Source organism: Micromonospora sp. C28ISP2-4 (assembly GCF_030519385.1).
GTDB classification, from domain to species: Bacteria; Actinomycetota; Actinomycetes; order Mycobacteriales; family Micromonosporaceae; genus Micromonospora; species Micromonospora tulbaghiae.
Map to the genome: position 1 here is coordinate 521,018 of NZ_JAUMKG010000002.1, position 18,600 is coordinate 539,617.

Annotated in this window: 15 protein-coding genes; 5 read left to right on the plus strand and 10 right to left on the minus strand. The window is 72.5% G+C overall.

Features of this window, described 5'->3' with window-relative positions; genetic code table 11:
• Positions 1-4 precede the first annotated feature (4 nt).
• The 5 genes from Q3W68_RS11185 to Q3W68_RS11205 form a co-directional block, all read right to left on the minus strand.
• Positions 5-988, minus strand: coding sequence for an ABC transporter permease (locus Q3W68_RS11185; protein ID WP_302905360.1), 984 nt, complete (start codon positions 986-988; stop codon positions 5-7).
• A gap of 75 nt (positions 989-1,063) precedes the next feature.
• On the minus strand, positions 1,064-1,990 hold the full coding sequence (locus Q3W68_RS11190; RefSeq protein ID WP_302905361.1) for an ABC transporter permease: 927 nt from the start codon (positions 1,988-1,990) through the stop codon (positions 1,064-1,066).
• A gap of 144 nt (positions 1,991-2,134) precedes the next feature.
• Positions 2,135-3,778 (minus strand): ABC transporter substrate-binding protein, encoded by a 1,644-nt coding sequence (locus Q3W68_RS11195; RefSeq protein WP_302905362.1) that lies wholly within the window; start codon positions 3,776-3,778, stop codon positions 2,135-2,137.
• A gap of 586 nt (positions 3,779-4,364) precedes the next feature.
• Entirely contained in the window at positions 4,365-5,042 is a 678-nt protein-coding gene (locus Q3W68_RS11200; RefSeq protein WP_302905363.1) for a response regulator transcription factor, read from the minus strand.
• A 1-nt stretch (position 5,043) separates the two neighbouring features.
• On the minus strand, positions 5,044-6,294 hold the full coding sequence (locus tag Q3W68_RS11205; protein ID WP_302905691.1) for an ATP-binding protein: 1,251 nt from the start codon (positions 6,292-6,294) through the stop codon (positions 5,044-5,046).
• Between the two features lie 175 nt (positions 6,295-6,469).
• On the opposite strand from Q3W68_RS11205, the gene Q3W68_RS11210 reads away from it, so the two are divergent.
• The 3 genes from Q3W68_RS11210 to Q3W68_RS11220 all read left to right on the plus strand — a co-directional run bounded on the left by Q3W68_RS11210 (position 6,470) and on the right by Q3W68_RS11220 (position 10,189).
• On the plus strand, positions 6,470-8,332 hold the full coding sequence (locus Q3W68_RS11210) for a PspC domain-containing protein (protein ID WP_302905364.1): 1,863 nt from the start codon (positions 6,470-6,472) through the stop codon (positions 8,330-8,332).
• Complete coding sequence (locus Q3W68_RS11215; protein WP_302905365.1) at positions 8,329-8,787, plus strand: hypothetical protein; 459 nt, start codon at positions 8,329-8,331, stop codon at positions 8,785-8,787. Before Q3W68_RS11210 ends, Q3W68_RS11215 begins: the two co-directional genes overlap by 4 nt.
• 154 nt (positions 8,788-8,941) lie before the next feature.
• Complete coding sequence (locus Q3W68_RS11220; RefSeq protein WP_302905366.1) at positions 8,942-10,189, plus strand: phosphatidylserine decarboxylase; 1,248 nt, start codon at positions 8,942-8,944, stop codon at positions 10,187-10,189.
• Positions 10,190-10,246: 57 nt separating this feature from the next.
• Here Q3W68_RS11220 and Q3W68_RS11225 read toward each other — a convergent pair whose 3' ends face one another.
• From Q3W68_RS11225 to Q3W68_RS11235, 3 genes are all read right to left on the minus strand, one after another.
• On the minus strand, positions 10,247-11,161 hold the full coding sequence (locus Q3W68_RS11225; protein WP_302905367.1) for a phosphatidylcholine/phosphatidylserine synthase: 915 nt from the start codon (positions 11,159-11,161) through the stop codon (positions 10,247-10,249).
• A 345-nt stretch (positions 11,162-11,506) separates the two neighbouring features.
• Positions 11,507-12,418 carry an NUDIX hydrolase gene (locus Q3W68_RS11230; protein WP_302905368.1) on the minus strand — a complete coding sequence of 304 codons (912 nt, stop codon included), beginning with the start codon at positions 12,416-12,418 and terminating at the stop codon, positions 11,507-11,509.
• A 141-nt stretch (positions 12,419-12,559) separates the two neighbouring features.
• Positions 12,560-13,507 carry an NUDIX hydrolase gene (locus tag Q3W68_RS11235; protein WP_120573154.1) on the minus strand — a complete coding sequence of 316 codons (948 nt, stop codon included), beginning with the start codon at positions 13,505-13,507 and terminating at the stop codon, positions 12,560-12,562.
• Positions 13,508-13,651: 144 nt separating this feature from the next.
• On the opposite strand from Q3W68_RS11235, the gene Q3W68_RS11240 reads away from it, so the two are divergent.
• Positions 13,652-13,993: a PspC domain-containing protein gene (locus Q3W68_RS11240; RefSeq protein WP_302905369.1), complete on the plus strand. Its 342-nt coding sequence runs from the start codon at positions 13,652-13,654 to the stop codon at positions 13,991-13,993.
• Between the two features lie 6 nt (positions 13,994-13,999).
• On the opposite strand, the gene guaA is transcribed toward Q3W68_RS11240, so the two are convergent.
• The gene (gene guaA, locus Q3W68_RS11245) at positions 14,000-15,556 is read right to left on the minus strand and encodes a glutamine-hydrolyzing GMP synthase (protein WP_302905370.1); all 1,557 of its coding nucleotides are present in this window, start codon (positions 15,554-15,556) and stop codon (positions 14,000-14,002) included.
• Between the two features lie 119 nt (positions 15,557-15,675).
• Entirely contained in the window at positions 15,676-17,358 is a 1,683-nt protein-coding gene (locus Q3W68_RS11250; protein ID WP_302905371.1) for an FAD-dependent oxidoreductase, read from the minus strand.
• Between the two features lie 139 nt (positions 17,359-17,497).
• Here Q3W68_RS11250 and Q3W68_RS11255 point away from each other — a divergent pair, with 139 nt between their 5' ends.
• Positions 17,498-18,598 carry an LCP family protein gene (locus tag Q3W68_RS11255; RefSeq protein WP_302905372.1) on the plus strand — a complete coding sequence of 367 codons (1,101 nt, stop codon included), beginning with the start codon at positions 17,498-17,500 and terminating at the stop codon, positions 18,596-18,598.
• Positions 18,599-18,600: the final 2 nt, after the last annotated feature.

The window sequence follows — 18,600 nt, forward strand, 5'->3', positions numbered from 1 at the left end:
TCCCCTATCGGAGCTTCGGGTCGAGGGCCTCGCGGACCGCCTCGCCGAGCATGACGAAGCTCAGCACGGCGGTGACGAGGAACGCGGCGGGGAAGAACAGCAGGAACGGCGAGACCCGGATGTAGTTCTGCGCCTCGCTGATCATGATGCCCCAGGAAACCACCGGGTTCTTCAGGCCGATGCCGAGGAACGAGAGCGTGGCCTCCGCGCCGATGAACGAGCCCACCAGGATCGTGCCGTACACCAGCAGCGGGGCCAGGCAGTTCGGCAGCAGGTGCTTGAGGATGATCCGGCCGGTGCTCGCGCCCAGGGCGCGGGCCGCGACGATGTAGTCGGCCTCCTTGGTGGCGAGCACCGAGGAGCGCATCAGCCGCATCACCACCGGCCAGCTCAGCACGCTCAGGGACATGATCACCAGGCCCATGATCGTCCACTCGCCGTTGTCGCTGCCGGACCCGTTGAACGTGGTCAGGATGACGATCGAGCCGAGTACGAACGGCAGGCCGAAGAAGATGTCCGCGATACGGGACAGCAGCGCGTCCACCCAGCCACCGCGGTAGCCGGCGATGATGCCCATCGCGCCGCCGAAAAGCAGCGTCAGGAGGGTGGAGACCACGGCCACCACGATCGAGGCGCGGGCGCCGTAGATGACCCGGGAGTAGACGTCGCGGCCCTGCACGTCGTAGCCGAACCAGGCGGAGGAGGACGGCTCGACCCGGCTGCGCTCCAGCGCGCCGTTGACCGCGTCTCCGGAGGTGAACAGCGACGGGAAGGCCGCCATCACGAGGAACAGCAGGATGAACGTCGCCGAGATCCAGAACAGCGGCTTGCGCCGCAGGTCGATCCAGGCGTCGCCGAGCAGGCCGCGCGGCTTCTGCTGCTTCGCGCTCTCCGGCAGGCCGGCGTTGGTGGGCGCGCCCGACCCGGCCTCGGTGGGCATGGTCGCGGGCGGCGTCGACACGATCGACGCGGAACTCGGGTCACTCATGCCCGCACCTCGCTGCGCTCGGCGCGGGCGTGGTTACCCGCGCAGACTGCTGGGACGATTCGTTCGCTGCGGCGGTCACTCATAGCGGATCCTCGGGTCGAGGGCGGCGTAGAGCAGGTCGACCACCAGGTTCATCACGAGATAGACCAGCACCAGCACCACCACGATGCCGACAACGGTAGCGCTCTCCTTGGTGACGATCGAGCGGAGCACCTGGCGGCCGATGCCGTTGATGCCGAAGATGCCCTCGGTCACGATCGCGCCGCCCATCAGGGCGCCGAGGTCGGTGCCGAGCAGCGTGACCACCGGGATCAGCGAGTTGCGCAGCAGGTGCACACCCACCACGCGGCGCATCGGGAGGCCCTTGGCGATCGCGGTGCGGACGTAGTCGGCGCGCCGGTTCTCGGCGATGCTCGTCCGCGCCACCCGAGCCACGTACGCCATCGACGCGCTGCCGAGCACGAACCCGGGCACGATCAGTTCGCTGAACCGCATCTCGTTGGACACGGTCGGGTTGATGATGCCCCACTTGACGCCGAGCAGCCACTGCAGCACGAAGCCGATGACGAAGACCGGCAGGGCGATCAGGAAGAGCGTGGAGACCAGGACCAGGTTGTCCAGGAAGCCGTTACGCCGCAGACCGGTCAGGACACCCGCGCCGAGGCCGATCACGGCCTCGATGGCGAGAGCGACCACCGCCAGCTTCAGGGTGTTCGGGTACGACGTGGCGATGATGTCGCTGATCTCGCGACCGCCGAACGTGATACCGAAGTCCCCCTGCGCGAGGTTCTTCATGTAGCTGGCGTACTGCACCCAGATCGAATCGTCGAGATGGTACTTCTCGGTCATCATGGCCCGGTAGTTCGGCGGGCAGCCACGGTCGCCGCACTTACCGGCGAAGGGGTCACCAGGCACGGACCAGACGAGCCAGTAGATCAGGAACGTCGTGCCGATGAACACCGGCACGAGTTGCAGCAGCCGTCTCAAGAGATAACGGCCCATGGGGTGGTCCTCCAGACAGGGAGCGCCGGGTGAACCGGCGCGGCAGCGACAACGAGCGAGGGGTCCGTTGTACACCCCCTCGCGGAACGGCCCCGGGTCGGGCTCACCGGTAGGCGAGCCCGACCCGGGGTCAGACCGTTCGGATCAGAGCTCGACCGAGGTGATGTCGAGCTCACCGACGTTGGTCAGCTCAAGCTTCTTGATCTTCTCCGAGTGACCGGACTGCTCACCGTTGAAGTAGACCGGGACGGAGGGGACGTCCTGGTCGATCAGCTTGACGGCCTCAGCGAACTTCTTGTGGGCCTCCTCGATGCTGGGGGCCGCGGATGCCTCCTTGGCGAGGGCGTCCACCTGCGGGTTGCTGTACTTGCCGTCGTTCGAGGAACCACCGGTGACGTAGAGCGGGTTGATCCAGTTCTCCACGTCCGGGTAGTCCTGCTGCCAGCCGGCCCGGTACATGCCGGTCATCTTGTAGGCGTTGATGTTGGCGCGGAAGACCGCGAAGGTCGGCACGCCGACGGCGACCGCGTCGATGCCCAGGTTGGTCTTGATCTGCTGGGCGACGGCCTCCATCCACTCCTTGTGGCTGGCGTCCGCGTTGTACGACAGGGTCAGCTTGCCCTGGAAGCCACCGGCCTCGGTGAGGAGCTGCTTGGCCTGGGCCACGTCGAACTTGCAGGCGGTGCAGTTGCCCGGCTCGGCACCCGGGGTCAGCGGGTTGGCCCAGCTGTCGGCCGGCTTGCGGTTACCGAAGAAGATCTTGTCGGTGATCGCCTGCCGGTCGATCGACATCGAGATCGCCTTGCGCAGCTTCGGGTTCTGGAAGCGCTTGTCGTAGATCGGGAAGGCGATGATGCCGGACGCCGGGATGGTCGTCTGGATCGCGCGCTCGCCCAGGTCCGTCTTCCACTTGTCGCCGGCCAGCGCGGAGACCGGAACCTGCTGCTGGAAGTCCAGGTTGCCGGCGAGCAGGTCGTTGTACGCCGCCGTGTCGTCCTGGTAGATCTTGACGGTGACGTCCTTGATCTTCATCTTGTCGCGCAGGCTGTAGTCGTCGAAGCGGGTCAGCTTGATCTCGACGTCGTCCTGCCAGGAGACGAGCTTGACCGGGCCGTTACCGATCGGCTTCTTGCCGAAGTCCGCCGGGGTGGACGAGAAGAACGCGTCCGGCAGCGGCATGAAGGCGCTGTAACCGAGCTTGGTCGGGAACACGGCGGTCGGCGCCGCGAGCGTGACCTCGAAGTTCCAGTCGTCGACGACCTTCAGGCCGGACATGTCCTTGGCCTTCGGCTCCGGGGCCTTCTTCGGGCCCTCGGGGCCGTCCGGGTCCTCGGTGTAGACCTCGTCGAAGCCCTGGATGTCGGAGAAGAAGGAGGCGTTCTGCGCGCCGTTCGGGCCGTACGCCGCCCAGTTCCAGGCCTTGACGAAGCTCTCGGCCTTGACGGTGGTGCCGTCGTGGAACTTGGTGTTCTGCTTGATCTTGATCTTGAAGACCTTCGAGTCGCTCGTCTCGATCGACTCGGCGAGCAGGTTCTGCGGCGCCCCACCGTTGTTGGGGTACTCGACCAGACCGCTCCACATCCAGTCGATGATCGCGCCGCCACCGGTCTCGGTGGTGTTCGCCGGAACCAGGGGGTTCTCCGGCTGGGTGCCGTCGATGACGATCGCGCCGTCCGTGCTGGCGCCGGCGTCGCCACCGTCGTTGTTCCCGCTGGAGCAGCCGGACGCGACGAGCGCGAATGCCGCGCCCACCGCGAGCGCGCCGCTCGCCCGCTTCGAGACTCTCATTCCGAGGGGCCTCCTCTTTCTAACCTGGTTCCGTCGTGAGTTTCACGCACGTCTTTGGGGGTGACACCACCGGCGACCCGAACCGCAGGACGCCGGTTTACCGCAGAGGAATTCGGGACACCCCAGGGGTACCGATCCGCCGGGCGCCACACCCTGGACGAGGCACCGCGCAGGGTCGGCGGCCACGCGGCGGCGCGAAAGACGACGTCACGTGGTCGGCAGGCCCGACGAGATGCCTCACACCGGGGGGTGAGGTGCTGCCACTGTGACACCAACCGGCCCTTTCCGTGAAGGTGCCGTTATCAAGCCGTTAGTTGGTCGCCACGTTGCCGATACTTGAGAAAAGATCACAAAGCGTACGGACGATAGAGCCCTGAACAGGCAAGACGGGCACAGAGGGGTCGACAGACGTCCCTGCGGCACGCGGGGCTGTGACGTTCACCGCGCCGGCTCGGCGTCCCTGACGGGCGCACGACTGCGGCGTTTTTTGTCCGTCCGGATGATGCCATGCCGACTGAGCGGGCACCAGCGGGGCCCCTGGGGTACGAGGCCGCCGAGGCCCCGCCCCCGATGGCGGCGTGGAGTCCTAGACCAGCCGGCGGTCGGCGGCCCAGCGGGACAGCTCGTACCGGTTCGACATCTGGAGCTTGCGCAACACGTTGGAGACGTGCGTCTCGACCGTCTTGATCGAGATGTACAGCTCCTTGGCGATCTCCTTGTACGCGTACCCCCGGGCGAGCAGCCGCAGCACCTCGCGCTCGCGGTTGGTGAGCTGGTCCAGCTCGGGGTCGGCCACCGGCGCGTCCGGCCGGGAGGCGAACGCGTCGAGCACGAAACCGGCCAGCCGCGGACTGAACACCGCGTCGCCGTCGGCCACCCGCCGGATCGCGTCGGTCAGCTCCTCCGGTGAGATCGTCTTCGTGACGTACCCCCGCGCGCCGGCGCGGATCAGGCCGATCACGTCCTCTGCGGCGTCGGACACGCTCAGTGCCAGGAACCGCACCTGCGGGTGGGTGCGCCGCATCGCCTCCAGCACCGCGCGACCGCCGCCCTCGGGCATGTGCACGTCGAGCAGCACCACGTCCGGCGCGGTGGCCGCGATCCTGGTCACCGCCTCGGCCACCGAGCTGGCCTCGCCGACGACCTCCACCCGCGCCCCCAGCTCGGCACGGACGCCGGCCCGGAACATCGCGTGGTCGTCGACGAGGAACACCCGCAGCGGCCCGCGCGGCGCCGTACCCTCGACCGGTTCCTGCTCGGACATGTCACTTGTCCCTTTCCGCCGTGGAGCCGGAGCCGCTGATCGGCAGGATCAGCCGGACCTCGGTCCCTTCCCCCGGCTCGGACCGGATCTCCGCCCGGCCGCCGTGCCGCTTCATCCGTCCGACGATCGAGCCCCGGACGCCGTGCCGGTGATTCTCCACCGTATCCGGGTCGAAGCCCTTGCCCCGGTCCCGGACGAACACGCTCACCTGCTCCGGCTCCACCTCGGCGTACAGCGACACGGTCTGCACACCGGCGTGCCGGGCCGCGTTGACCAGGGCCTCGCGGGCGGCGGCCACGATCGCGCCCACCCGTTCGTCGGTCTCCCGGTCGCCGACCACCACCACCTCGACGGTGATGGCGAACGTGTCCTCCACCTCGGCGGCGGCCTGTTCCAGGGCGGCCGCGAAGCGCTCGGTGGGCGAGGCGGCCGGCTTGTAGAGCCAGTTGCGCAGCGAACGCTCCTGACCCCGGGCCAGCCGCTGCACCGTCTTGACGTCGCCGGCGTTGCGCTGGATCAGGGCCAGCGTGTGCAGCACCTGGTCGTGCACCATCGCGGCGAGTTCGGCGCGCTCCTGCTCGCGGATTCGGCCCTCCCGCTCCGACCGGAGCTGGTTCCAGGTGCGCCAGAGCACCGGACCGGTGACCACACCCACGCCGGCCAGCCCGACCAGCGCGAAGATAACGCCGTTGAGCACCGCGTCGAAGTTCTGCGCCGGCGAGTAGACGGCCGCCACGCCGATGATGCCGACCGCGACCAGCACGCCGCCGCCGATGAAGCGCAGCACGAACGCGCGCCTGTCGCTCTCCTCCACCACCGCGCCCAGCCAGGGCACCGCCGAGTCGCCCCACTGCCGCCGGCGCTCCGGGGCGGACTGGTGCCAGATGACGCCCGCGCCGACCGCGATGATCGCCACCAGCCACCCGGCGGTGCCGGCCGCGCCCACGGAGTTGAACGCGACCACCTGGAGCAGCAGCACGCCGAGCCCGATCACCACGAACGGCAGCAGCTGGGCCAGGTCGCGGCGGGGCGGGACGGCGGTGTCGCCGGGGCGGGGCGGGACCACCGCCCAGAAGGCGGCGTAGAGCAGCAGCCCGAGCCCGCTCAGCCCGAGCAGCACCATGAACGCCACGCGTACCCGCAGCACCGGGATGCCCAGGTGCTCGGCGATGCCCGCGGCCACCCCGGCGGCCAGCCGGTGCTCGGTGGCCCGGTAGAGGCGCGGGGCGTGCGGGGCGGGGGTGCTGCTGATCGGAGGCTCCCAGGTCGAGGCGGACGCGCCGGTGGCGCCGACGCTCAGATCGTCACACGGCGGCGACACCCCGGACCACGGGGACGCCCCGGAGTTTCACCGGCGGCGGATCTCAGGGTGGGGTCAGGGTCGGGTCCGGAGGCTGCTCGGGCGCCGGGGCAGCAGTATCGGAGGCATGAACGAGGACGCTGCCCGTCCGCCCCGCCCCTGGGCGGCAGCACAGGACGCCCCGCCGCCGCCCCCGCCGGGAACGGCGCCCCCCACCGGCCAGGCGACCCCGCCGCCCGGCGGCGGCACGCCGTTCGCCGGTCCGCCACCCGGTGGGCACGCCCCACCGCCCGGCGCCGCCGGCTTCACCACGCGGTACGGCCTGGTACGCCCCCGCGAGGGCCGCTACCTGGCCGGGGTGTGCGCCGCCATCGGCCGGGCCACGAACACCGACCCGGTGCTGTGGCGCGTGCTGCTGGCCGTGCTCGGCTTCTTCGGCGGCATCGGGATCATCGTGTACGTCGCCGGCTGGCTGATCATCCCCGGCGAGGGCGACACCGCCTCGCCGGTGGAGGCCATGCTCGGCCGGGGCCGGTCCAGCATGTCCCCGATCACGGTGATCGTGCTCGGCATCGTGGTGGCGCTCGGCTTCGCCTACGTCGTCACCGACGGTTTCCGCGCGATCCTGCTGGGCGCGGTGATCCTGATCGGCGGCGCGCTCCTGCTCAACCGCGAGCAGCGCCCGGGGCAGCGCGCTCCCCAGCCCGCGCCGCCGCACGGTCCTCCGCCGGGCCCGGTGCCACCGGTGGCGTGGCCCGCCCCGCCGGCCACGGCGCCGGGTACCTGGGCCGCGGCTCCCCCCGCGGCACAGTGGACCGGCACACCGGCCGGACCGGTACACGCCGGAGCGGCGCCGTCCAGCGGCCTGCCCGCCGAGCCCGGCTACCCGCCGGCCACCGCCTCCGAGCCCGGCTACCCGCCGGCCACCGCCTCCGAGCCCGGCTACCCGCCGGCCACCGCGTCCGAGCCCGGCTACCCGCCCGCCGAGCCGGGGCACCCGGCGACGTCCGGCGCGGAGCGCGAGCCGGACCGGCCCGGGCCGGCTACCGGCTACCCGACGCTGCCGGCGCCGGGGTGGCCCGCCGCGGCCGGCACCCGGCCGGGCCCGTCCGAGCCGACGACAGTGGGGATGCGTCAGGTGACCGGCCCGGTCGCCGACACCGCCGCCTGGCCCACCCACGGTGCGAACCCGGCCTGGCCGGGCGCACCGGACGCGGGCACCCGGCTGGACGAGCCGGCCGCCGTGCCGCCGCCCGCGCCGGTGGGCGCACCGCTGCCGCCCGGCGGCTACCGGCCGCCGTTCGCCCCGCACGGCCCCTACGCCGGATCGCCGCCCGTCCCGCCACCGGTCCGGCCGCCCCGACCGCCGAAGCGGCCCAAGGAGCGCTCACCGCTCGGCGCGATCACGTTCTCGCTGATCTTCCTGGCGCTCGGCGTGGTGGCAATGCTCGACCTGCTCGACGTCTTCCCGGTCGGCGCCGCCGGCTACTTCGCCGCGGTGCTCGCGACCATCGGCCTCGGTCTGCTCGTCGGTACCTGGTTCGGCCGGGCGCGCTGGCTGATCGCCCTGGGCCTGGTGACAGCGGCGGCGCTCGGCATCGCCACAGTGGCCGAGTCCTACGACCGGGTACGCGGCATCGACGGCAACGTCACCTGGGCGCCGACCGACCTGCGCGACCTGGCCGACCGGTACGAGAACAACCTCGGTGACGCGACGCTCGACCTGCGCGGGATCGACTTCGACAAGCAGGACGTCCAGGTGACTGTCGACGTGAACCTCGGCAACGCGACTGTGGTCGTACCGCCGAACGTCGACGTGACCACGGTGGCCGACGTGAACGCCGGCGACGCCACGGTCTTCGGCCGGCGCAGCGGCGGGCTCGGCGGTCGTCAGTGGGAGACAACCGACCCGGGTGCCGACGGTCCCGGTGGCGGCAAGCTGCGCCTCTACGTCCACGTCAACGCCGGCAAGCTGGAGGTGACCCGGTGAAGGCACACCGTACCGACATCGTGTCGTTCGCTTTCGGACTCGTCTTCCTCGGCCTGTCCGTCTGGTGGCTGCTGGCCCGGATCCTCGGCCTCTCCGTGCCCCCGGTCGGCTGGTTCCTGGCCGGCGGGCTGGTGCTGATCGGACTGCTCGGACTGATCGGCGCGCTGCGCTCCGGCCGCGCACCGGAGCAGCCCGTGCCGCAGTCCGCGCCGGAGACCACAGTCTCGGCGCCGTACGGCTCCCCCGCCACCGGCCGCGAGACAGCCGCCGGTGCCGTGGACACGGCCGGTGCCGTGGACACGGCGGCCGGCGCGAAGACGCCCGACGGCGCCGACGAGTGGACCACCGAGGCCACCACCGACTCCTCGGAGCCGGCCACCCGCGAACTGCCGCCACTCGATCCACCGGCCGACGAGGCGGCTCCGCAGCGCCGTACGCCGGGGGATCCGGCCTGACCGCGCCACTGCGGCGCCCTTCGGACGCGGCCTATGCTGGTCGGCGGAGATCTCGCCTCCGCCGGCCGGCCCCGCCCCCGACCATGCCGGAGCCGCCGGTCGGGTCGCCGGAGCCGCCCCGTCCGTTCGCTATCTCGTCAGGAGCCCGTCCGACATGACCCAGTCCCCCGCCGTGCGCGTCACCGGTCCCACCGGTGCGGTCCGCATCGGCGAGCGCGCCGCCCGCACGCTCGTCAGCGAGTTCGCCCGGCGTAACGACCCGAAGGCCGGCCTGCTGGTCGGCGCGACCCCGGAGTCCGCGGTGCTGGCCGCCGCGATCGAGGCGCTGCTCCCCGGCGACCGGCTCACAGTGGTGCCGGCGGAGGGCGCCGCGGCGGCCGCGCTGCGCGAACACGTCACCGCGCAGGGCCGCTGGGTCGCCGACCGGGTACGCGTGGTCGACACCCTCGCCGAGGCGGACGCCGCCGCGGTGGTGGTGGTCGCCGAGCCGTTCACCGGCACCGCGGACGAGGCGCGCGCCGCTGTCGACGGGCTGGCGAAGTACCTCGCCGAGGGCGCGGTGCTGAGCGTGGCCGCGCCGCTGTTCCGCACCGAGGGCGCCGACGGCGAGCTGGACCGGCAGGGCGTGCTGCACGGCGTGCGCACCGACCTGGTGCTGCGCAACACCCCGCCGGTACGCGTGCACCACCTGCGGTTCACCCCGGCGCCGGTCACGCTCGCGGCCTCGCTGTCCCCGGCGTACCGGCCGTCGAGTGTGCCGCTGACCCGGGGCATGCACATCGACTCGAACGGGGTGGCCGCCGCGGGCATCACACTCGGCCTGGCCGCCCTGGCCCGGGCCGCACGGCCGAAGTCGAAGCTCTGGCTGCTGCCGGCGCTGGCCGCCGCGCCGGTGGCCGCGTTCTTCCGCGACCCGGAGCGGGACGTACCGGAGGACCCGTCGGCGGTGGTCGCCTCGGCGGACGGTCAGGTGCTGTCCGTGCAGCGCCTGCAGGACGAGCGCTTCGGTGACGGCGAGTGGTTGCGGATCGCTGTCTTCCTGTCGGTGCTCGACGTGCACGTCAACCGCGCGCCGGTGGCCGGCAAGGTGGTCGACTACTTCGTCGCCGACGGCGGGTTCGTCAACGCCATGAAGCCGGACGCCGAGCACAACGTGGCGGCGTACACGGTGCTGGACACCGACCACGGCACAGTGGTGGTGGCGCAGCGCACCGGGCTGATCGCCCGCCGGATCGTGCAGCGGGCGCCCGTCGGTTCGCTGCTGGCCCGGGGTGAGCGCTTCGGCCTGATCCGGTTCGGCTCGCGTACCGATGTCTACCTGCCGGCCGACGCCGCGGACCCGCTCGTCGGTCCGGGCGACAAGGTGGTCGGCGGCGCGACGGTGATCGCCCGCTGGCGCTGAGCGCCGGACACGAAGAAGGGGCGCCGCGAGAGCGGCGCCCCTTCTGTCGTTCTCGGGTCAGGCGGTACGGCGCTGGTGCAGCCAGAGCAGCGGACCGCTGACCAGGTAGCCCACCACCACGAGGGCGAACGTGAGCCGGATGTCGACGAGCGCGCCCACCACCGGGGCCAGCCAGAGCCACGGCGGCAGCTTCAGCAGCCGGGCGAGCTTGGCGTACGGGAAGCTGGACACCATGGCGAAGGCGAGCAGCGCCACGCCGGCCACCATGACCAGGCCGGAGACCGGCACGCCGATGGCCACGGTCAGGGCGAGCACCGCTGCCGCCATGGTGGTCGGCACGCCGCAGAAGAAGCGGCCGTCCTTGGGCGAGACGTTGAACCGGGCGAGCCGGATCGCGGCGCAGGCGGCGACGAGCGCGCAGGAGACCGCGGCGGCCGCCGGCGGCACCGAGCCGGCCAGCGAGGCGTAGACCACGACCGGCGCGGCGAGACCGAACGAGCACATGTCGGCGAGCGAGTCCATCTGCGCGCCGAACGGGCTGGCCACACCGAGCTTGCGGGCCAGCGCGCCGTCGAGACCGTCGAACGCGACGCACGCGATCAGGCAGATCGCGGCGATCTGCACGTCACCGCGCATGGCCAGGAAGATGGCCAGCATGCCGAGCATGAGGCTGCTCAGCGTGCACGCGTTGACGAGCGCGAACTTGGCCCGGCGGGCGGCGGTGTGTTCACCCGGCAGGAGCGGGATCGACATCGCCGGGGACTCGTCGTCGACCGGGGCGGACGGCGCGAGCGCCGGGCTGACCGGGCGTACCGCCTCGATGTCGGTGTCGAGCCGGCCGTAGCGGAGACGCTGGCGGTCGGCGTAACGGTGGTCGGGGGTGACCCGGTCGGTCCCCGAGACGGTCGCGCCGTCCCGGCGGCCCACCCGGACCAGCAGCACCTGGCGGGCGAACGTACTGCTGCGGCGCAACCTGCCCGCCCAGCGACGCCCTGCGGGGCGCGGACTGTCAGTCGTACGACGCCGGCGCCATGGGGCTCTCGGCACGTTTCCTCCATCACCGGATCGGCTGGCCGCCCACTGCGGGGCGGGTGTCCGGCTGTCTCGTGCCGGACCTTTCGGGTCCGGCAGCCCTTTTGCGGAGTACACCATTGCACAGGGGACAGGGGCTTGGCGATAGCTGCCGGCGGTACTTATATCTCCCTTAACCGCGCGAACCGCCCACTCATTCCCATCTCGGGCCTCAACGCCCGTTTTTGTCGGTCAGCCGTACTTCCGACTGTACCGGAGGCCACCCAGGGCGGCTCGGCGAGCGGTTCAGGTCACCCGCCGGCCGGTGGCCCGGGCCGCCACGTCGGTCATCGACAGACCGGCCACCTGATCGGGGTCGAACCAGGCGGCCCGCGCGGTCGAGCCGCCGGCCAGCTCGGTCACCACCGCGTCGGTCGGCGCGTCCACCCGTACCCGGTAGATCACCCTGACGCCGTGCCAGTCCAGCGGGCGGCCCTCCGGGCCGAGCGCGGCCGGGTTGTGCAGGTTGTCCACGGCGATCAGGTCGACCACCCGGCCCAGTTGCCCGGCCTCCTCGACCAGCTCGCGCAGCAGCCCGGCGGCCGGCTGCTCGCCGTGGTCGGTGCCGCCCCCGGGCAGGTGCCAGCGGCCCGCGCCCGGGTAGCCGTCGGCGATCATGGTGAGCAGCACCCGGTCGTCCGGGTCGGTGACCAGCCCGTACGCGGCGAAGCGCTGCCGGCGGTCGGCGGCCGGCCCGGCCGGGTCGACGGGCAGCCCGCGGGGCATGTCGCCCGGCAGCGGAGTCACCGGTAGGCCGAGCAGCTCGGCGGTGAACACCATCAGCGGGAGCCTCGCCGCCTCCTCCGGGGTGTACCAGCCCACCTCGTCGGTGCCGCCGGCGGACCCGGGCCGCAGCCGCCCGCCGCGCGCCTCCACGTCGAAGATCAACCGATCGGTGTGCATGGCGACGTTCTCGGCGCGGAACGCGGCCACGTCGGCGACAGCGGCCCGGATCGCGCCGGGCGCGACGGTCAACCCGGTCTCCTCGGCGAACTCGCGTACCACGGTGTCGGCCGGGTGCTCCGCGTGCTCGACGCCGCCGCCGGGAAACTGCCACACCCCCGGGTACGGGCACTTCGCCGAGCCACGCGCCAGCAACACCCGCCCCTCGGAGTCCCGCAGCACCCCGTAGGCCCCGACCCGCCGCCGCTGCTCCACCCGCACCACTCCCCCGCACCCGAGCGCCCCACTCCGTCGATCATGAGGTTAGCGGTACCGAGGCGGACATTTCCCGCCGTCAACTTCATGATCACCGGGGTGGGGCGCACGGGATGGGGCGCGGTTGCGCCTGGTGTGGGGTCAGAGGAGGTGGGCGGCCTGGACCGCCTCAGCCGTCACCTCGGTGAGGCGGTCGGTGGGGAGGGCGCCGAGTTCCTCCCGACGGAACCAGCGGGCCTCGCAGGTGGAGCCGCCGATGTCGGCCACCGTGGGCGGCGCGGGCTGGTCGACCACCACCCGGTAGAAGGCGCGTACGCCGTGCCAGTCGATCGGGTAGCCCTCCGGGCCGAGCGAGGCGGCGTCCCGGTGGCTGGCCACCCCGAGCAGCTCGACGAGGCGGCCGGTCTGCCCGGTCTCCTCGACCAGTTCCCGGATCAGCGCCGCGCCCGGCTGCTCGCCGTAGTCGGTGCCGCCGCCGGGCAGATGCCAGCAGCCGGCACCCGGGTAGCCGTCGGACACCCGGGTCAGCAGCACCCGCTCCTCCGGGTCGGTCACCACCGCGTACGCGGCGAAGCGCTGCGCCCGGTGCAGCCCGTCCGGGCCGGGGACGGCGTAGAACGAGGGGAACTCGGGCACCTCCTCCGGCACGATGTCGTCGGTGGAGGTGGGCAGGCCCAGGGCACGCGCGGTGAACGACCGCAGCGGCAGTTCCCGGGCCTCGTCGAGGGTGAACCAGCGGGCCAGGTCGGTCGGGCGGTCGACCCGCTCGGTGAGCGTCCCGCCGCGGACCGACACGGTGTAGAGCAGCCGGTCGGTGTGGATCGTGATGCGTCGCTCGGGCAGCGCCCGCATGTCGGCGAGCACGTCCTGGAGGCCGGCGACCGCCACCGAGAGCCCGGTCTCGGCCGCGGTCTCCCGTACGACCGTGTGTTTGGGGTCCTCACCGTGGTCGACCGCTCCTCCGGGGAGCGACCAGGTGCCGGGGGTGCCGGAGCGCTCCGATGCGCGGACCAGCAACACTCGGCCGTTTGAATCAGCACAAACTGCGTATGCCGCGATCCTGCGGAGCGGCTCCAGCGAGGTGGTCACGGGAGCAAATTCTCCCCGGACCGGGTTACCGAGATCGAAAAGAGTCAGATTCCTGACTCTTGGCTGGCGCCTCAGGGATGGGTCAGGGTAAGTGTCCGGGCGGTCACCGAGGTCGGCCGACGCGGCGCGCGGGACCGTTGACACATGACCTTCCCGAACCCCTCCCAGGCCCCGTACAAGCAGCTCCGTCGACCGGTCAGCGACCGCATGATCGCCGGTGTGGCGAGCGGCCTCGGCCGCTACTTCGCCGCCGACCCCACGCTGATCCGGGTGATCTTCGCGACCGCCACGGTGCTCACCGGCGGGCTCGCCGCGCTCGCGTACCCGATCATGTGGTTCCTGATGCCCGAGGAGCCGGCCGGCGCGCCCGCCTGGCCGCACCCGCCGGGCACCGCGCCGGGGTGGCCGCCGGTCCCGCCGGCGGCGCCGGTCCCGCCGGCTACCCCGCAGCCCGGGGCCGGACCGCAGGCGCCGCCCGCGGTCTGAGCCGCGTCACTCCCACTCGATGGTGCCCGGCGGCTTGCTCGTCACGTCCAGGACCACGCGGTTGACCTCGGCGACCTCGTTCGTGATCCGGGTGGAGATCCGGGCCACCACGTCGTAGGGCAGCCGGGACCAGTCGGCGGTCATCGCGTCCTCGCTGGAGACCGGGCGCAGCACCACCGGGTGACCGTAGGTGCGCCCGTCGCCCTGCACCCCGACGCTGCGCACGTCGGCCAGCAGCACCACCGGGAACTGCCAGACGCCCCGGTCCAGACCGGCCGCGGTCAGCTCCTGTCGGGCGATCAGGTCGGCCTTGCGGAGCACGGCGAGGCGCTCCTCGTCGACCGCGCCGATGATCCGGATGGCCAGGCCCGGGCCGGGGAACGGGTGCCGCCACACCATCGCCTCGGGCAGACCCAGCTCCAGGCCGATCGTGCGAACCTCGTCCTTGAACAGCGTGCGCAGCGGCTCGACCAGGGCGAACTTCAGGTCCTCGGGCAGGCCGCCGACGTTGTGGTGGCTCTTGATGTTGGCGGTGCCGGTGCCGCCGCCGGACTCCACCACGTCCGGGTAGAGCGTGCCCTGCACCAGGTACTCGACGTCGCCGTGCGCGGCGATCTCCCGGGCGGCGGCCTCGAAGACGCGGATGAACTCCCGGCCGATGATCTTGCGCTTCTGCTCCGGATCGGTCACCCCGGCGAGCGCGCCGAGGAACCGCTCCCGGGCGTCGACCACCTTGAGCTTGATCCCGGTCGCCGCCACGTAGTCCTTCTCGACCTGCTCGGCCTCACCGGCCCGCAGCAGGCCGTGGTCCACGAACACGCAGGTGAGCTGGTCGCCCACGGCGCGGTGCACGAGCGCCGCGGCGACCGCCGAGTCGACGCCGCCGGAGAGGCCGCAGATGACCTCCTTGTCGCCGATCTGCTCGCGGATCCGGGCGACCTGCTCGTCGATGATGTTCGACGGCGTCCAGGTCGGTTCGATGCCGGCGATGTCGTACAGGAAGCGGGTGAGCATCTCCTGGCCGTGCGCGGTGTGCCCCACCTCGGGGTGGAACTGCACGCCGGCCCGCCGGCCGGCCACGTCTTCGAACGCGGCGACCGGGGCGCCCGCCGACTCGGCGGTGACGGTGAAGCCGTCCGGGGCCTCGGTGACGCAGTCGCCGTGACTCATCCAGACCGGCAGGTCGGCCGGCAGGTCGCGCAGCAGCACGCCGGGCTCGGTCAGGCGCGGGCGCAGCGGGGTGCCGCCGTACTCGCGGTTGCCGGTGCGCGTGACGGTGCCGCCGAGCGCCTGGGCCATGGCCTGGAAGCCGTAGCAGATGCCGAAGACCGGCACTCCGGCGTCGAACATCCCGGCGTCGATCTGCGGGGCGCCGGGTGCGTAGACGCTCGACGGGCCACCGGACAGGATGATCGCGGCCGGGTTCTTCGCCAGCATCTCGGACACCGGCATGGAATGCGGGACGATCTCCGAGTAGACCTTCGCCTCGCGGACACGGCGCGCGATGAGCTGGGCGTACTGGGCTCCGAAGTCCACCACGAGGACGGGGCGAGGCGTGCTCATGTGCGCAAAGCCTACCGACAGTCACCGGCCGCGCGGACGCGCCCCGGCGGTATGGCGGGGTGAACCTGTTAACAAGGGGCCCTTCCTCTACCTGAGGCGTTAAGAAGGGGCCCTTCCTTTCACCGCAGGGCGGCGGGGGCGTGGGCGGGGACGGCGGGGCGCCGCGGGGGGACCGGCGCGACCCGGGTGTACGCCGACCCGAGCGCCGGGCGCGGGTCGGCCTCGCCCTTGTTCGGCCAGTACGACATGGCCCGTTCGGCCTGCGCGGTGATGGTGAGCGACGGGTTGACGCCCAGGTTCGCCGAGACCGCCGCGCCGTCCACCACGTGCAGCCCCGGGTGGCCGTACACCCGGTGCCACGGGTCGATGACGCCCTTGTCCGGGGTGGCGCCGATGACCGCGCCGCCGAGGATGTGCGCGGTCACCGGGATGTTGAACGGCTCGGTGACCGCCCCGCCGGGGGTGCCGCCGATCTCCTCGGCGAGCAGCCGGGCCGCCGTGTTGCCGGCCGGGATCCAGGTCGGGTTGGGCGCGCCGTGGCCGGGGCCGGAGACCAGCCGGCCCTTGCGGTAGCGGGTGGTGAGCGAGTTGTCGACCGACTGCATGACGAGCGCGATCACGGTGCGCTCGGACCAGCGGCGTACCGACAGCATCCGCGCCGCCAGCGCGGGCTGCCGGACGATGCTGCCCAGCCAGCGCCGGACCCGGCGGGGACCGCCGTCGACGAGCAGCGACTGGAGCAGGCCCATCGCGTTGGAGCCCTTGCCGTAGCGGACCGGCTCGATGTGGGTCTGCGGGTCGGGGTGGAACGAGCTGGTGATCGCGACCCCTTCGGTGAAGTCGAGGCCGCGCTTGCGGGCCGCGCCGGGTGCCACCGAGGCGCCGAGGATGGCCTCTGAGTTGGTGCGGGTCAGCTCGCCCAGCCGGGGCGACAGCGCCGGCAGCGCGCCGGTCGCCTTCATCTCGTGCAGCAGCCGCTGGGTGCCGAGCGCGCCGGCCGCGAAGACCACCTGGTCGGCGTGGATCACCTCGCGCCGCTTGCGCAGCCAGGCGCCGGTGCGCTCGGTGTGCACGGCGTAACCGCCGGCCGGGTCGGGCCGGACGGCGGTCACAGTGGTCAGCGGGTGCACCTGCACGCCGAGGCGCTCGGCCAGCCAGAGGTAGTTCTTCACGAGCGTGTTCTTGGCGCCGTGCCGGCAGCCGGTCATGCACGACCCGCAGTGGCTGCACCCGGTGCGGTCCGGCCCGGCCCCGCCGAAGTACGGGTCGGGCACCCGCTCGCCGGGGCGCCCGATGTGCACCCCGACCGGCGTCGGGTGGTAGGTGTGCGCCACCCCCATCCGCTCGGCCACCGCGCGGACGGCCTGGTCCGCGCGGGTGTCGATCGGGTACGTGGTGACGCCGAGCATCCGCTTCGCCTGGTCGTAGTGGCGGGCCAGCTCGTCGCGCCAGTCGGTGATGTCCCGCCACTGCGGGTCGGCGTAGAACGCGTCGAGCGGCTCGTAGAGCGTGTTCGCGTAGACCAGCGACCCGCCGCCGACCCCGGCGCCGGAGAGCACCAGCACGCCGCCGCCGGCCTTGCGGTCGGCCGAGCGCAGCAGCGTGATCCGCTGGAGCCCGAAGCAGCCGAGCCGAGGCGCCCAGAGGAATCGCCGCGCCCGCCAGGACGTACGCGGGAACTCGTCGTCGGCGAAGCGCCGGCCGGCCTCCAGCACGCCGACCGAGTAGCCCTTCTCGGCCAGCCGCAGCGCGGTGACGCTGCCGCCGAACCCGGACCCGATGACGACCACGTCGTAGCGCATGGACGCATCATTACCGACGAGTAGCTATAGCGCCAACGAGGCTTTTTCGCACATCATGCAGAGCGCTCGATCGCCGGGATTCCCGCCGCTGCAACCCGTGGGCCGCCCCGGCGCGTCGAATCCACGGGGAGGAACGAACGTGACGAGACGACGCCTGCTGGGCCTGGCCGCACTGGTGGCCGCGCTGCTGGTGGCCACCGGAGCGGTGGTGACCACCCGGCTGGTGGCGAACCGCCCGGCCGCCCCGGTCGCCGGCCCGACCACCGCGCCCCCGGCCTCGCCCACGCCCGCCCCGACCACCGCCAGCCCGACGCCGCCGCCCGGCGCCGACCTGAAGGGCCCGCTCAACCTGCTGCTCGTCGGCGTCGACACCCGGGTCAGCATCCCCGGCTGGGAGCCGCACGCCGACGCGGTGCTGCTGCTGCACGTTCCGGCCGGGCTGGACAAGGCGTACCTGTTCTCGCTCCCCCGCGACCTGGTGGTGGACATCCCCGCCTACCCGAAGGCCCGCTACCCGGGCGGGCGGACCAAGCTCACCCACGCGATGAGCTACGGCAGCCGGGTGCCGGGCGACAAGGCCCATCCCAGCACCGCCCAGGGGTACGAGCTGCTGCGCGCCACCGTCTCCCGCTACACCGGGCTGCGCATCGACGCCGGGGCGGTGATCACGTTCGGCGGTTTCGACAAGCTGGTGGACACGCTCGGCGGGGTGGACCTCTACGTCGACCAGCAGGTCGCCTCCCGGCACCGCCGCCCGGACGGCACCATGCGGACCCTGACCGGCGGCGGCTACGTCGGGCCGCAGATGGTCTACGAGAAGGGCACCCGGCACCTGACCGGCTGGCAGGCGCTCGACTACGCGCGGCAGCGCTACACCGCGGGTGGCGACTACACCCGGCAGCGGCACCAGCAGCAACTGCTCCGGGCGCTGGCCCGCAAGATCCTCGACCAGGGCACGGCCCGCGACCCGCAGCGGGTCGAGCAGGTGGTGGCCGCGCTGGGCAAGACCCTGGTGTACGCCGGTGGCGGCCGGAAGCTGATCGACTTCGCGTACGCCCTGGGCGGCCTGCCGGCGGACCGGCTCACGCTCGTCGTGCTGCCCGGCGCGGGGGTGAGCAGCGGCGGCGCGTACCGGGGTGAGCAGCTCAGGCCGCTCGGCCGCGACTTCCTCACCGCGCTGCGCGGCGGGCGGGCCGACGCGTTCCTGGCCGCCCATCCGTCGCTGCGCGTCAAGAACTGAGC

What these genes read in the sequence shown, in the direction of transcription:
- Q3W68_RS11185 (WP_302905360.1), bottom strand. Translation starts at nt 988, where the DNA reads ATGAGTGACCCGAGTTCCGCGTCGATCGTGTCGACGCCGCCCGCGACC.
- Q3W68_RS11190 (WP_302905361.1), bottom strand. Translation starts at nt 1,990, where the DNA reads ATGGGCCGTTATCTCTTGAGACGGCTGCTGCAACTCGTGCCGGTGTTC.
- Q3W68_RS11195 (WP_302905362.1), bottom strand. Translation starts at nt 3,778, where the DNA reads ATGAGAGTCTCGAAGCGGGCGAGCGGCGCGCTCGCGGTGGGCGCGGCA.
- Q3W68_RS11200 (WP_302905363.1), bottom strand. Translation starts at nt 5,042, where the DNA reads ATGTCCGAGCAGGAACCGGTCGAGGGTACGGCGCCGCGCGGGCCGCTG.
- Q3W68_RS11210 (WP_302905364.1), top strand. Translation starts at nt 6,470, where the DNA reads ATGAACGAGGACGCTGCCCGTCCGCCCCGCCCCTGGGCGGCAGCACAG.
- Q3W68_RS11220 (WP_302905366.1), top strand. Translation starts at nt 8,942, where the DNA reads ATGACCCAGTCCCCCGCCGTGCGCGTCACCGGTCCCACCGGTGCGGTC.
- Q3W68_RS11240 (WP_302905369.1), top strand. Translation starts at nt 13,652, where the DNA reads ATGACCTTCCCGAACCCCTCCCAGGCCCCGTACAAGCAGCTCCGTCGA.
- guaA (WP_302905370.1), bottom strand. Translation starts at nt 15,556, where the DNA reads ATGAGCACGCCTCGCCCCGTCCTCGTGGTGGACTTCGGAGCCCAGTAC.
- Q3W68_RS11250 (WP_302905371.1), bottom strand. Translation starts at nt 17,358, where the DNA reads ATGCGCTACGACGTGGTCGTCATCGGGTCCGGGTTCGGCGGCAGCGTC.